This is a genomic window from Streptomyces sp. SID5469 (assembly GCF_009862865.1).
Taxonomy (GTDB): domain Bacteria; phylum Actinomycetota; class Actinomycetes; order Streptomycetales; family Streptomycetaceae; genus Streptomyces; species Streptomyces avermitilis.
Window position 1 is genome coordinate 4,162,666 of record NZ_WWIN01000001.1, and the last position, 13,638, is coordinate 4,176,303.

Consider the following 13,638-nt stretch of genomic DNA (forward strand, 5'->3'; position numbering starts at 1 on the left):
TGGCACCCTCGAAGAGTCCCCGGGGGTGTACAGCTGCTACGCGCGTAGATATGCTCGGCTGGTGACCATGCCCACCTCCCCCAAGCTCTCGGCTTCGCTCGACCAGGGCGGTGCCCCCTCCCACGCACTCGGCGACGTGGCCGCGTCCGACAGCACGCTGCGCCGCTTCCTCCACGGGCTGCCCGGCGTCGACACGGTCGGCCTCGAGGCGCGCGCCGCCTCGCTCGGCACCCGTTCCATCAAGACGACCGCGAAGGCGTACGCGATCGACCTCGCCATCTCGATGGTCGACCTGACGACGCTGGAAGGTGCGGACACCCCGGGCAAGGTCCGGGCGCTCGGCGCCAAGGCGGTGCACCCCGACCCGACCGACCGCACGACGCCCAGCACGGCCGCCGTCTGCGTCTATCCCGACATGGTGGCCACCGCCAAGGAAGCCGTCGCCGGCTCCGGCGTGAAGGTCGCCTCCGTCGCCACCGCCTTCCCGGCCGGCCGCGCCGCGCTGGACGTGAAGCTGGCCGACGTGCGCGACGCGATCGCCGCGGGCGCCGACGAGATCGACATGGTCATCGACCGCGGGGCGTTCCTCGCGGGCAAGTACATGAAGGTGTACGACGAGATCACCGCCGTGAAGGAGGCCTGCGGGACCAGCGCCCGCCTCAAGGTCATCTTCGAGACCGGCGAGCTCTCGACGTACGACAACATCCGCCGCGCGAGCTGGCTCGGCATGCTGGCCGGGGCGGACTTCATCAAGACCTCGACCGGCAAGGTGGCGGTGAACGCGACGCCCGCGAACACCCTGCTCATGCTGGAGGCGGTGCGCGACTTCCGTGCCCAGACCGGGATCCAGATCGGCGTGAAGCCGGCCGGTGGCATCCGCACCACCAAGGACGCCGTCAAGTTCCTCGTTCTGGTCAACGAGACGGCGGGCGCGGACTGGCTGGACAACCACTGGTTCCGCTTCGGCGCCTCCTCGCTCCTGAACGACCTGCTGATGCAGCGTCAGAAGCTGGCCACCGGCCGCTACTCCGGCCCCGACTACGTGACGGTGGACTGATCCATCATGGCTTCCGCATTCGAATACGCACCGGCGCCCGAGTCCCGCTCCGTCGTCGACATCGCCCCGTCGTACGGGCTCTTCATCGACGGCGAGTTCACCGAGGCCGCCGACGGCAAGGTCTTCAAGACGGTCAGCCCGAGCACCGAAGAGGTCCTCTCCGAGATCGCCCAGGCGGGCGAGGCGGACGTCGACCGGGCCGTGAAGGCCGCCCGCAAGGCCTTCGAGAAGTGGTCGGCGCTGCCCGGCTCCGAGCGCGCCAAGTACCTGTTCCGTATCGCCCGGATCATCCAGGAGCGCTCCCGCGAGCTCGCCGTCCTGGAGACCCTGGACAACGGAAAGCCCATCAAGGAGACGAGGGACGCCGACCTCCCCCTGGTCGCCGCGCACTTCTTCTACTACGCGGGCTGGGCCGACAAGCTCGACCACGCCGGGTTCGGCGCGAACCCGCGCCCGCTGGGCGTGGCCGGCCAGGTCATCCCCTGGAACTTCCCCCTCCTGATGCTGGCGTGGAAGATCGCCCCGGCGCTCGCGACCGGCAACACGGTCGTCCTGAAGCCCGCCGAGACCACGCCCCTGTCGGCGTTGTTCTTCGCGGACATCTGCCGCCAGGCGGGCCTTCCCAAGGGCGTCGTCAACATCATTCCCGGGTACGGCGACGCGGGCGCCGCCCTCGTCGAGCACCCGGACGTCAACAAGGTCGCCTTCACCGGCTCCACGGCCGTCGGCAAGGCCATCGCGCGCCAGGTCGCGGGCACGGAGAAGAAGGTCACCCTCGAACTGGGCGGCAAGGGCGCCAACATCGTCTTCGACGACGCCCCCATCGACCAGGCCGTCGAGGGCATCGTCACCGGCATCTTCTTCAACCAGGGCCAGGTCTGCTGCGCCGGGTCCCGTCTCCTCGTACAGGAGTCGGTCCAGGACGAGCTGCTCGACTCCCTGAAGCGCCGCCTGTCCACCCTCCGCCTCGGCGACCCGCTGGACAAGAACACGGACATCGGCGCGATCAACTCGGCCGAGCAGCTGTCCCGTATCACCTCACTCGTCGACCAGGGCGAGGCGGAGGGCGCCGAGCGCTGGTCCCCGGCCTGCGAACTCCCGTCGTCCGGCTACTGGTTCGCGCCGACGCTGTTCACCAACGTCACCCAGGCGCACACCATCGCCCGCGACGAGATCTTCGGCCCGGTGCTCTCCGTCCTCAGCTTCCGCACCCCGGACGAGGCCGTCGCCAAGGCCAACAACTCCCAGTACGGCCTCTCGGCGGGCATCTGGACCGAGAAGGGCTCCCGGATCCTGGCCGTCGCGAGCAAGCTCCGCGCGGGCGTCATCTGGGCCAACACGTTCAACAAGTTCGACCCGACCTCGCCGTTCGGCGGTTACAAGGAGTCGGGCTTCGGCCGCGAGGGCGGCCGTCACGGCCTGGAGGCGTACCTCGATGTCTGAGAAGACCGACAAGACCGAGCAGCAGCGACTGAGTGTCTTCAAGACCTACAAGCTGTACGTCGGCGGGAAGTTCCCGCGTTCCGAGAGCGGCCGGGTGTACGAGGTGACGGACTCGAAGGGCAAGTGGCTGGCGAACGCGCCCCTTTCCTCCCGCAAGGACGCCCGTGACGCCGTGGTGGCGGCCCGCAAGGCCTTCGGCGGCTGGTCCGGCGCGACCGCGTACAACCGCGGCCAGATCCTCTACCGCGTCGCCGAGATGCTGGAGGGCCGCAAGGACCAGTTCGTGCGCGAGGTCGCGGACGCCGAGGGGCTGTCGAAGTCCAAGGCCGCCGCTGTCGTCGACGCCGCGATCGACCGCTGGGTCTGGTACGCGGGCTGGACCGACAAGATCGCCCAGGTGGTCGGTGGCGGAAACCCGGTGGCGGGCCCGTTCTTCAACCTGTCCACCCCGGAGCCGACCGGCGTGGTCACCGTCCTGGCCCCCCAGGAGTCGTCGTTCCTGGGCCTGGTCTCGGTGATCGCCCCGGTGATCGCGACCGGCAACACGGTGATCGTGATCGCGAGCGAGAAGTCCCCGCTCCCGGCGCTGTCGCTGGGCGAGGTGCTGGCCACGTCCGACCTGCCGGGCGGCGTCGTCAACGTCCTCTCCGGCAAGACGGCGGAGATCGCCGCCCCCCTCGCCGCCCACCAGGACGTCAACGCGATCGACCTCGCGGGCGCCGACGACGAGCTGGCGAAGGAACTGGAGATCGCGGCCGCGGACAACCTGAAGCGGGTTCTCCGTCCACAGCCTGTGGATTATTCGCGGACCCCGGGTACCGAGCGCCTGACGGCCTTCCTGGAGACGAAGACGGTCTGGCACCCGACGGGGTCACTGGGCGCGTCGGGCTCCTCCTACTGAGGTCTCGGACCTGCCGAGCTCTCAGGTCCTACTGAGCTCTCAGGTCCCACTGAGCTCTCAGGTCCCACTGAGGCCTCGGGCCCAACCGAGGTTTCAGGTTCACGTCCTGCCAAGGTCTCGGGACCCCGATCCGTGTCCCCGGGGTCCCGTGCACACGGAGAGCCGCGCTTCCCCTCCGTCCAGGGGGAGCGCGGCTCTCTCCGTGCGTGGCGTCAGTGCAGCAGCCCCGCCGCCCGACCGAGCACCGGGGTGCTTCCGACGGACGGCGCCTGTGCGAGCGGCCCCGTCAGGGCCTTCGACGAGAGCGGCTTGAAGTCGGCGACCTGGGTGCCGACGCCGTTGTCGAGCGGATCGACGCCCGTGCCCGCGAGCGGGTTGGGCTTGAGCCCCTCGACCGGTCCCGTGACGTACCCGACCGTGCCCGTGAGCGGCCGGAGCCCAGCCTGCGAGTCGATGGCGCCCGTCGATGCGGGCCGGTTGTGCGTCGCGTCGACGGCGGGGGCGGCCTGCGCCGACGCCGTGGCCGCGCCCGCCCCGAGTGCCGCGGTCGCGAGAGCGACCAGGGCACGCCGAGCGGTCGGATTCGGGAGGGAGGCGTGTCGTGCCATGGGCTGATGCCACCTTCTGCTGCGCAAGGTAATCAGGTCGGCACCAAGGGTAGTTGAGATGTGATGTGCGCTCCAACGGCGTCCCGCGGGGTCGGCGCCGCCCGCCTGATGCCTCAGACTGGTGTCTCGTGAGTCTCCATCCCCCGATACCTACCCGCGTCGTGCTGCTCTGCGGCCCTTCCGGCTCGGGCAAGTCCCTCGTCGCCGCCCGCTCCGGCCTGCCCGTGCTGCGGCTCGACGACTTCTACAAAGAGGGCGACGACCCGACGCTGCCGCTGGTGGAGGGGAGTTCGGACATCGACTGGGACCATCCGCTGTCGTGGGACGCGGACACCGCCGTCGCGGCGATCGCCGAGCTGTGCGCGACGAGCCGTACGACCGTGCCGGTGTACGACATCGCGCTGAGCGCCCGCACCGGCGCGGAGACGCTGCACATCGAGCGGACGCCGCTGTTCATCGCGGAGGGCATCTTCGCCGCCGAGATCGTGGACCGCTGCCGCGAGCTGGGCCTTCTCGCCGACGCCCTCTGCCTGACCCGCGGCCCGCTCACCACCTTCCGCCGCCGCTTCCTGCGCGACCTCAAGGAAGGCCGCAAGTCCATCCCCTTCCTCCTGCGCCGCGGCTGGCGCCTGATGCGCGCCGAACGCTCGATCGTCACCCGGCAGACGGCCCTCGGCGCCCACCCCTGCGACCGGGACGAGGCACTGGGCCGCATGGCGGCAGCGGCGGCGGGACGCTGCGCGAAGGCGACGGCCTAGGCCCTGGGGCTGCCGCCGGCAACGGCACGAAAAAGCGGGACTGGATGGACCCCCCGGCCCTCCAGTCCCGCTCTCTTCGTGCTCCCCCGTGCTGGTGTTGCATCCCCCGCGGTCCCCCGTGACCCCGTTGGTCCCCCCGGTACCGCTCCCCCGTACTTCCCCCGTGCTCCCCCCGTTACTTGCTCCCCCCAGACCTTCAGGCGACAAGCTCCCCGAAGGACTCCTCCTCGTCACGGCCGAAGCTGAGGACCTCGTCCTCGCGCAGCCGGCGGAGCGACCGCCAGATGCTGGACTTCACCGTGCCGACACTGATGTCGAGGATCTCCGCGATCTCCGGGTCCGTGCGGCCCTCGTAGTAACGGAGGACCAGCATGGTGCGCTGGAGTTCCGGCAGCCGGGCCAGCGCCTGCCACAGGACGGCGCGCAGCTCGGTGCCGCGCATCGCGTCCGTGTCACCGGCGGTCTCCGGCAGTTCCTCGGTCGGGTACTCGTTCAGCTTGCGGCGGCGCCACGCGCTGATGTGCAGGTTGGTCATGGTGCGACGCAGGTAGCCGCCGACGGCCGCCTTGTCGCTGATCCGGTCCCACGCCCGGTACGTCGAGAACAGCGCGCTCTGCAGCAGGTCCTCGGCCTCGAAGCGGTCGCCGGTGAGGTGGTAGGCGGTTGCGTACAGGGAGGCGCGGCGCTCCTGGACGTAGGCGGTGAACTCCGCCTCCGACACCGAGCGACGCTCCCCCGTGTCCTCCCCGTACGCGGCTCCCCCGTGAGCCTGTACCCCCGTACCGCTTCCCCCCGTGAGTGCGTCAACCACCGTCATGTAGGGCGTACGCCCTTGCTGTACGGACCCGGTGTGTTGACGCCCGGTGCCGCGAGCGCACCCCCGCCCGCTCACGGCACCGGACTTCTCGGTGTTCCGGATGACGTCGTGCAGACGCGTGACAACTGCGCCAGTGCTGGTGCTGTGCAGCGTGTTCATCTCGCGCCCCCCGTCGTGGAGTCCGGTATCCCTGCGGTCTTGCCCTGCTGTCCTGCGGTGGTGCTGCCTTGCTTGTGTCGAAAAGCTTGCCGGGGTCACTTCATGGCCGTGTCCGCCGACTGTCACAGACCTGTCACAGGGCCCGCGCACGGGCGCGTCACAGTGCGATCACAGAGAAGAGTCGTATGGCTACGCAGACGACACGGGACCGCTCGCGTGCGACCCGCGCACGGCCCGCGCGCGGGCTCCTTCGTATGCGGGACATGTATGGGAGCGCTCCAACGGTCGAAACCGGCCCTCCCATGGGCCAGAATGACCCCCGTGCCTTCCCTGTTGCTGATCGAGGACGACGACGCCATCCGTACGGCCCTGGAGCTCTCTTTGACTCGCCAGGGACACCGTGTGGCCACCGCTGCCACCGGCGAGGACGGTTTGAAGCTGCTGCGCGAGCAACGGCCGGACCTGATCGTGCTGGACGTGATGCTGCCGGGCATCGACGGGTTCGAGGTGTGCCGGCGCATCCGGCGCACGGACCAGCTGCCGATCATTCTGCTGACCGCGCGCAACGATGACATCGATGTGGTGGTCGGGCTGGAGTCCGGCGCCGACGACTATGTCGTGAAGCCCGTGCAGGGGCGGGTGCTCGACGCCCGGATCCGGGCCGTGCTGCGGCGCGGCGAGCGCGAGGCCAACGACTCGGCGACCTTCGGGTCCCTGGTCATCGACCGGGCGGCCATGACGGTCACCAAGAACGGCGAGGACCTGCAACTGACGCCGACCGAGCTGCGGTTGCTCCTCGAACTGAGCAGGCGGCCCGGCCAGGCGCTGTCCCGTCAGCAGCTGCTGCGGCTCGTCTGGGAGCACGACTACCTCGGCGACTCACGGCTCGTGGACGCGTGTGTGCAGCGGCTGCGGGCCAAGGTCGAGGACGTTCCCTCCTCCCCCACGCTCATCCGTACCGTGCGCGGGGTCGGCTACCGGCTGGACTCTCCTCAGTGACCAAACCGCAGGACAAGCTCCGCGGCTGGGCCGCGGCCCGCAAGGCGATCCTGTCCGGTCTGCGCTTCACCAGCCTGCGGCTGCGTCTCGTCGTCGTCTTCGGCCTGGTGGCGCTCACCGCCGCCGTCTCGGCCTCCGGGATCGCGTACTGGCTCAACCGCGAGGCCGTGCTCACCCGCACCCAGGACGCGGTGCTGCGTGACTTCCAGCAGGAGATGCAGAACCGGGCGAGCGCGCTGCCCGTGCACCCGACGCAGGACGAACTCCAGCACACCGCCGGGCAGATGGGAACCAGCAGCCAGCGCTTCAGCGTGCTGCTGGTCGCCGAGGACGCGAACGGCAAGACCGTCACCGGCAACTCCGACCTGGACACCTTCACGCTGGAGGACGTACCGGAGTCCCTGCGAACGGCGGTGAACAAGAAGCAGTCCGTGTCGGGCGGCAACAAGCACGCGTACCACCTGTACTGGCAGCGGGTCACCGAAGGCGGCAAGCCGTATCTGGTGGGCGGCGCGAAGGTGATCGGCGGCGGCCCGACCGGCTACATGCTCAAGTCACTAGAGCCGGAGGCCAAGGACCTCAACTCCCTCGCCTGGTCGCTGGGCATCGCGACGGGCCTCGCCCTGATCGGTTCGGCGCTGCTCGCGCAGGCCGCCGCGACGACCGTCCTGAAGCCGGTGCACCGCCTCGGCATCGCCGCCCGGCGCCTCGGCGAGGGCAAGCTCGACACCCGTCTGCGGGTGTCCGGCACCGATGAACTGGCCGATCTGTCACGGACGTTCAACCGGACGGCCGAGTCCCTGGAGAAGCGGGTCGCGGACATGAGCGCCCGTGACGAGGCCTCGCGGCGCTTCGTCGCCGACATGTCCCACGAACTCCGTACGCCCCTCACGGCGATCACCGCCGTCACCGAGGTCCTCGAGGAGGAGCTCGACGCCGAGACGGGCAGCGTGGACCCGATGATCGAACCGGCCGTACGGCTGGTGGTCAGCGAGACGCGCCGGCTGAACGACCTGGTCGAGAACCTCATGGAGGTCACCCGCTTCGACGCGGGCACGGCACGGCTCGTCCTCGACCACGTGGACATCGCCGACCAGATCACCGCGTGCATCGACGCGCGCGCCTGGCTGGACGCCGTCGATCTCGACGCCGAGCGCGGCAACATCTGCCGCCTCGACCCGCGCCGCCTCGACGTCATCCTGGCGAACCTGATCGGCAACGCGCTCAAGCACGGCGGCTCGCCGGTCCGCGTGTCCGTCCGTACGGAGGCGGAGGACCTGGTCATCGAGGTGCGGGACCACGGTCCGGGCATCCCCGAGGACGTCCTGCCGCACGTCTTCGACCGCTTCTACAAGGCGAGCGCCTCGCGCCCCCGTTCCGAGGGCAGCGGTCTGGGACTGTCCATCGCGCTGGAGAACGCGCACATCCACGGCGGCGAGATCACGGCCGCCAACTCCCTGAAGGGCGGCGCCGTGTTCACGCTGCGTCTGCCCCGCGACCCGTCACCGCTGATCGCGGAGGACGAGGGGCAGAACGGGCACGGCACGGAGGGCAACGCCTGATGACGGTACGAGGCGTACGCCCCTTCACTGCCGTGGGTTCACGTCCCCGGCCCGCGGCCCGTCCGCGTCCCTGGCTGGCCCTCCCGCTGCTGGCCGCGCTGCTCACCGGTTGCGGTATCCGGGCCACGCAGGTCCCGACCGACTTCGGGCCCGCGCCGTCGCGGGTGCCCTGTGCCCTGTCGGCGCCGGACCTCTCCACCCAGGGCAGTCCCGGCATCCCGGTCCAGGTCTTCCTGCTGTGCGCCTCGCAGTTGGTGACGGTGGACCGTTCGGTGCGCATCCCGGACGGCACGGCGGAGGCCGGGCGCCGGGTGCTGGTGGCCCAGGGGCTGCTCGACGAACTCGCCCGGACCCCGTCGTCCGCCGAGAAGCAGGCGGGCTACACGAGCGACGTGAACGGCGGCATCAAGGTGAGCGGGCCCCGCGCCAAGGACCCCGGGAACACCTTCCGGCTGAGCACGTCGCCCCGGCGGCTCACCTCGTACGCGCTGGCGCAGCTCGTCTGCACGTTCGCCAACTCGGAGGCGACCGCCGCCGACGACGGCGCGGTCATCCTCGGCGGCCCGGACACCGGTTCACCGCGCCGCTACGAGTGCACGACGGAGGTGCGCTCCCGGCCGGGCACCCAGGAGCCACCGTCGACCGAGGTCAAGACAGGCTGAACCGCCGCCGGGGCGCTCGTCCGTCCCGGAGCCGGGCCGGCCCTGGAGACCCCTACGTGTGCTGTGCCACTCACACGCAGGGACGCAACACGGAACCGATCCCGCCGGACCCGGCGTCTTGGGGGGCGTGCAGCGTCAAGGCTCAGGCGGCGGCAGTGCCGTGATCCGCGTCCGTGTGGCAGGAGGTGTCCTCCTGGCCGCACACCTCATGCTCGTCGTCTGGATCACGCTGCGCCCGCTGGACGTTCCCTGGGTGAGCCCCGCCAACCTGCATCCCTTCGCCGGTATCAGGGCCGATCTCGCCCTGGGCCCGCGGGAGGCGGTGCGCCGGATCGGTGAGGGCCTCGGGCTGCTCGCCCCGCTCGGCGTGCTGCTGCCGATGGTGGCGGGGCGGCTCGCCGTCTCCCCGCTCGCCTCGCTGACCCGTACGGTCGCCGCGGGCGCCCTGATCTCGCTGGGCATCGAACTGCTCCAGACCGGGGTGCCGGGACAGGTCGTGGACGTCGACTCCCTGCTGCTCAACACGGTGGGCGTGGCCCTGGCCCATCTGGCGATCGTGCCCGCGGGCCGGGCCCGGCTCCGCCGCCGGGCCGAGACGCGGCGCCGTGCGGCCCTGGGCCGGGAGGAGCTCTCTCAGGGTCTGACCCCGACGATTCCCAGGGTCGGGATCGCACCGTAGAGCGACGCTTCGGCCCGCTTCGTCCCCGTAGCGTCGAGGACATCAAGGCAGACGGACTGCCTGTCCCACGGTTCGCGAAGGAGCCCTCATGACCGCCATTTCCCGCCCCACCGACGGCCGGATGATCGGCGGAGTCTGCGCAGCGCTGGCACGGCGCTTCGGCACCTCCGCGACCACGATGCGCGTGATCTTCCTGCTGTCGTGCCTGCTTCCGGGCCCGCAGTTCCTGCTCTACATCGCGCTGTGGATCCTGTTCCCGTCGGAGCACAAGGCCGGCCGTACGGCCTGGTGACCGCACCGCTCCGCACATGCCGAGGGGCGCACCCGAGCCGGGTGCGCCCCATCGACGTCGTACGAGACGAACGGCCGGGACGAACGGTCTCAGCCGAGCGGAATCGTGGTCACCGCAGTGTCGTGGTGGGCAGCCCCTTCAGCGGCAGCCCGCCCAGCAGTCCGGCGACCGGCGCGGCCGGACCGCCATTGAGGGCCTTGGCCGCGGTGGGCTTGGCCGCGGCCACACCCGCGCCGACCGCGTTCTGACCCTGGCTCAGCGCCTCACGCGAGCCGGGCAGCACCTGGGTGACGTTGTCCGCCGGCAGCGTGCGGGTGACGGTGTCCAGCGCCGAGGAGGCGTCCGGCACGGCCGGGGCCGCACTGGCGACGCCCGCGCCCGCGGCGGCGAAGGCGGCACCGAGCGCGGCGACACCGAGAGTCTTGGCAGCAGACTGCTTCATATGGAATGCGTCCTTGGATCCGTTGACGGGGATGTGAGCGGTCCACGACCGTAAACACGCAAAGCCGCGCTCCGCAAACATCCAAAAGCGGCCGAATCCAGCGGACCCGGCCGCTTCCGTTGCGCTCCACTTACTCCTCGGATGCCGCAGAACTGCTGGTGGAAGCCGTCTGCTTGAACAGCCATTCGGATTTCAGCTCGGCATATCCAGGCTTGATGACGTCATTGATCATGGCCAGTCGTTCATCGAAAGGAATGAATGCGGATTTCATAGCATTGACGGAGAACCAGGCCATGTCATCGAGCGTGTAGCCGAAAGCGTCGACAAGGTGCTCGAATTCGCGGCTCATACTCGTCCCCGACATCAGCCGGTTGTCGGTGTTCACCGTGGCCCTGAAGTGCAGCCGCCGCAGCAGCCCGATGGGGTGGTCGGCGTACGAGGACGCGGCGCCCGTCTGGAGGTTGGAGCTCGGGCACAGCTCCAGCGGGATGCGCTTGTCGCGCACATACGAGGCGAGGCGGCCCAGCTTCACCGAGCCGTCCTCGCGCACCTGGATGTCGTCGATGATGCGCACGCCGTGACCGAGCCGGTCGGCGCCGCACCACTGGAGGGCCTGCCAGATCGACGGAAGACCGAAGGCCTCCCCGGCGTGGATCGTGAAGTGGTTGTTCTCGCGCTTGAGGTACTCGAACGCGTCGAGGTGCCGGGTGGGCGGGAAGCCCGCCTCGGCGCCCGCGATGTCGAATCCGACGACGCCCGCATCCCGGTAGCGGTTGGCGAGTTCGGCGATCTCCAGGGCGCGGGCCGCGTGCCGCATGGCGGTGAGCAGCGCGCCGACCCGGATGCGGTTGCCATCCTCCTTGGCCCGCCGCTCGCCGGCCCGGAAGCCCTCGTTGACGGCCTCGACGACCTCTTCGAGGCTGAGCCCGGCCTCCAGGTGCTGCTCGGGCGCGTACCGCACCTCGGCGTAGACGACCCCGTCCGCGGCGAGGTCCTCGGCGCACTCGGCGGCGACCCGCACGAGCGCCGCACGGGTCTGCATGACGGCGCAGGTGTGGGCGAAGGTCTCCAGATACCGCTCCAGCGAACCGGAGTCGGCGGCCTCGCGGAACCAGATGCCGAGTTTGTCGGGGTCGGTCTCGGGGAGCCCGGAGTACCCGGCGTCGCGGGCGAGTTCGACGATCGTGCCGGGGCGCAGCCCCCCGTCGAGGTGATCGTGGAGCAGGACCTTGGGCGCCCGGCGGATCTGTTCCGAGCTAGGGGTGTTCTGGTGCTGGCTCGTCATTTCCGCACCATAAGCCCTACGCGCGTAGAGCTCCGGGCACGACGAAGCGTCGATATCCAACAGTGACCCGGCGGACGGGTGGCGTACACCGATGCTTCTGACACTGTTCTGTCATGGCACACCAAGCGACGCCGGTTCGCACGGCCCGGCTGGGGAGGACGCTCGGCCCGGAGCCGACGGCGGTGAGCGGAGTGGTGCTACTGCTCCCGGGCGGCGACGAGGCCTCCACCCGCAGACCGTCCCCCGTACTCCCGACCGCTTCCGTACGGGCGCTCGGGCGCCATCTCGCGCGCGCGGGACGCGACGAAGGCCTGGTCACGCATGTGGTGCACTACCGCTATCGCGGCTGGAACGGCAGCGAGGCGCATCTGGCGCACGACGCGTCCTGGGCCGCGGGCGAGGTCGTACGCCGCTACGGGGACGTCCCCGTCTGTCTCGCCGGCGTGGACATGGGCGGGCGGGCGGCGCTGCGCGCGGGCGGGCACACAGCCGTCAACTCGGTGCTGGCGCTCGCTCCCTGGCTGCCGGAGGAGGACGTGGCCGCGCCACCCGAACCGGTGAAGCAGCTCTCCGGACGGCGCGTGCTCCTCGTGCACGGCACGAACGACCAGCGCACCGACCCCGAGCTGTCGTTCCGGCTGGCGTCCCGGGCGAAGAAGACGAACCGCGACATCTGCCGCTTCGAAGTGCACTCCGACGGACACGGGTTGCATCAGCACCGGTCCGAAGTGCTGGCACTGGCCGAGGACTTCGTCATGGGCGTGCTGTTCGGGCACGCCTTCTCCCGCCCGGTGGAGGACGCGCTCGCCGCGCCGCCGCCGCTGGGGCTGCGGATGCCACTGGCGGCCGGGTTCGGGCGGTCGCTGAAGCGGCGTTGAGCGCTCCCGCGCGGGCCGGTCCGGCAGCGGTGGGTGACGGGTGGCCGAAGGGCAGCCGAATCAGCCGGATCAACCGGCTCAGTCGGCTCAGTCGGGCAGCAGATGTCCCCTTCTGGACAGCAGGAACTTCTTGAAGGCGGCCACCGGCGGTGTGTCCGGGTGGCCGTCCAGCCAGGCGACGCCGATCTCGCGGACCGCGCGCGGGGCCGTGACCGTCAGCTCGACAACTCCCGGGCGGGGCACGGCCGGTGGCGGCAGGAGGGCGACCCCGAGCCCGGCGGCGACCAGGCCCCGTAGCGTCTCCGCCTCCTCGCCCTCGAAGGCGATGCGCGGTCTGAAACCGGCCTCCTGGCAGACGTCGTCGGTGATACGGCGCAGCCCGTAACCGGGTTCGAGGGTCACGAAGGTCTCGTCGGCGGCCTCGGCGAGGCGCACGCGCTTGCGTGCGGCGAGGCGGTGGTCGGCCGGGACGACGAGCCGCAGCTTCTGCTCGTCGAGCCGGCGGGCCACCAGGTCGGGCGCGTCCGGCACGGGCGAGGTCAGACAGAGGTCCAACTCCCCGGCCCGCAGCCGCTCGATCATCGCCTCGCCGTAGTTCTGGACGAGGCTGAAGCGGACGCGCGGATGATCGGCGCGGAAGGCTCGGATCAGCCCGGGCACGGTCTCGGAGCCCATGGTGTGCAGAAAGCCGAAGGCGACCTTGCCGGTGGCCGGGTCGGCGTCGGCGCGCACCTCGTCGGCGGCCCGCTCGATCTCGGCGAGCGCGCGCTCGACGGAGGCGAGGAACGTACGGCCGGCCGGGGTGAGCGAGACCGTGCGGCCGCGGCGGGCGAAGAGGTCGACGCCCAGGTCCTGCTCGAGGCGGACCAGGGAGCGGGAGAGGGTGGACTGCGGGACCTGCATCTCCTGCGCGGCCCGGGTGACGTGCTCGGTGCGGGCCACCCCGGCGAAGTACGCAAGGCGTGGAGCGAGCAATGCGACGATGTCTTCTGTGTCACTGGACGGTGACAGGTGGGCCTGTGACCTCTGCTGATGCACCATGGGAACGATTATGGCGGTTTCATGCATTGGACGGATGAGTGGCGGGACTCCTACT

15 protein-coding genes are annotated in these 13,638 nt (G+C 70.5%); 10 read left to right on the plus strand and 5 right to left on the minus strand.

Features of this window, described 5'->3' with window-relative positions; all coding sequences use genetic code 11:
• The first annotated feature begins 67 nt into the window (after nucleotides 1–67).
• The 3 genes from deoC to GTY58_RS17530 are packed head-to-tail and all read left to right on the plus strand — an operon-like array spanning nucleotide 68 to nucleotide 3,401.
• The gene (gene deoC / locus GTY58_RS17520) at nucleotides 68–1,057 is read left to right on the plus strand and encodes a deoxyribose-phosphate aldolase (protein ID WP_010984776.1); all 990 of its coding nucleotides are present in this window, start codon (nucleotides 68–70) and stop codon (nucleotides 1,055–1,057) included.
• Nucleotides 1,058–1,063: 6 nt separating this feature from the next.
• Nucleotides 1,064–2,500, plus strand: coding sequence for an aldehyde dehydrogenase family protein (locus GTY58_RS17525; RefSeq protein WP_010984777.1), 1,437 nt, complete (start codon nucleotides 1,064–1,066; stop codon nucleotides 2,498–2,500).
• A complete protein-coding gene (locus tag GTY58_RS17530) occupies nucleotides 2,493–3,401 on the plus strand; it encodes an aldehyde dehydrogenase family protein (RefSeq protein WP_010984778.1) in 909 nt (302 codons plus the stop codon). The genes GTY58_RS17525 and GTY58_RS17530 overlap by 8 nt, the downstream gene beginning before the upstream one ends.
• Before the next feature lie 212 nt (nucleotides 3,402–3,613).
• Here the strand turns inward: GTY58_RS17530 and GTY58_RS17535 are convergent, their stop codons facing one another.
• Nucleotides 3,614–4,009: a hypothetical protein gene (locus tag GTY58_RS17535; protein WP_010984779.1), complete on the minus strand. Its 396-nt coding sequence runs from the start codon at nucleotides 4,007–4,009 to the stop codon at nucleotides 3,614–3,616.
• Between the two features lie 128 nt (nucleotides 4,010–4,137).
• On the opposite strand from GTY58_RS17535, the gene GTY58_RS17540 reads away from it, so the two are divergent.
• Nucleotides 4,138–4,767, plus strand: a complete 630-nt coding sequence (locus GTY58_RS17540) for a uridine kinase (RefSeq protein WP_078234422.1) — start codon at nucleotides 4,138–4,140, stop codon at nucleotides 4,765–4,767.
• Between the two features lie 196 nt (nucleotides 4,768–4,963).
• On the opposite strand, the gene GTY58_RS17545 is transcribed toward GTY58_RS17540, so the two are convergent.
• Nucleotides 4,964–5,743, minus strand: coding sequence for a SigE family RNA polymerase sigma factor (locus GTY58_RS17545; RefSeq protein WP_078234421.1), 780 nt, complete (start codon nucleotides 5,741–5,743; stop codon nucleotides 4,964–4,966).
• 321 nt (nucleotides 5,744–6,064) lie between these two features.
• On the opposite strand from GTY58_RS17545, the gene afsQ1 reads away from it, so the two are divergent.
• From afsQ1 to GTY58_RS17570, 5 genes are all read left to right on the plus strand, one after another.
• Complete coding sequence (gene afsQ1 / locus GTY58_RS17550; RefSeq protein WP_010984782.1) at nucleotides 6,065–6,742, plus strand: two-component system response regulator AfsQ1; 678 nt, start codon at nucleotides 6,065–6,067, stop codon at nucleotides 6,740–6,742.
• The gene (locus GTY58_RS17555; protein WP_010984783.1) at nucleotides 6,739–8,304 is read left to right on the plus strand and encodes a HAMP domain-containing sensor histidine kinase; all 1,566 of its coding nucleotides are present in this window, start codon (nucleotides 6,739–6,741) and stop codon (nucleotides 8,302–8,304) included. The genes afsQ1 and GTY58_RS17555 overlap by 4 nt, the downstream gene beginning before the upstream one ends.
• Entirely contained in the window at nucleotides 8,304–8,966 is a 663-nt protein-coding gene (locus GTY58_RS17560) for a hypothetical protein (RefSeq protein WP_237528808.1), read from the plus strand. The genes GTY58_RS17555 and GTY58_RS17560 overlap by 1 nt, the downstream gene beginning before the upstream one ends.
• Nucleotides 8,967–9,093: 127 nt before the next feature.
• Entirely contained in the window at nucleotides 9,094–9,645 is a 552-nt protein-coding gene (locus GTY58_RS17565) for a VanZ family protein (protein ID WP_010984785.1), read from the plus strand.
• A gap of 88 nt (nucleotides 9,646–9,733) precedes the next feature.
• On the plus strand, nucleotides 9,734–9,937 hold the full coding sequence (locus tag GTY58_RS17570; protein ID WP_010984786.1) for a PspC domain-containing protein: 204 nt from the start codon (nucleotides 9,734–9,736) through the stop codon (nucleotides 9,935–9,937).
• 109 nt (nucleotides 9,938–10,046) lie between these two features.
• Here the strand turns inward: GTY58_RS17570 and GTY58_RS17575 are convergent, their stop codons facing one another.
• Complete coding sequence (locus GTY58_RS17575) at nucleotides 10,047–10,379, minus strand: hypothetical protein (RefSeq protein WP_010984787.1); 333 nt, start codon at nucleotides 10,377–10,379, stop codon at nucleotides 10,047–10,049.
• A gap of 130 nt (nucleotides 10,380–10,509) precedes the next feature.
• Complete coding sequence (locus tag GTY58_RS17580) at nucleotides 10,510–11,664, minus strand: adenosine deaminase (RefSeq protein WP_037644938.1); 1,155 nt, start codon at nucleotides 11,662–11,664, stop codon at nucleotides 10,510–10,512.
• Between the two features lie 113 nt (nucleotides 11,665–11,777).
• On the opposite strand from GTY58_RS17580, the gene GTY58_RS17585 reads away from it, so the two are divergent.
• Nucleotides 11,778–12,542: a prolyl oligopeptidase family serine peptidase gene (locus GTY58_RS17585; RefSeq protein WP_010984789.1), complete on the plus strand. Its 765-nt coding sequence runs from the start codon at nucleotides 11,778–11,780 to the stop codon at nucleotides 12,540–12,542.
• Nucleotides 12,543–12,629: 87 nt separating this feature from the next.
• On the opposite strand, the gene GTY58_RS17590 is transcribed toward GTY58_RS17585, so the two are convergent.
• Nucleotides 12,630–13,583 carry a LysR family transcriptional regulator gene (locus GTY58_RS17590; protein WP_010984790.1) on the minus strand — a complete coding sequence of 318 codons (954 nt, stop codon included), beginning with the start codon at nucleotides 13,581–13,583 and terminating at the stop codon, nucleotides 12,630–12,632.
• Between the last annotated feature and the right edge of the window lie 55 nt (nucleotides 13,584–13,638).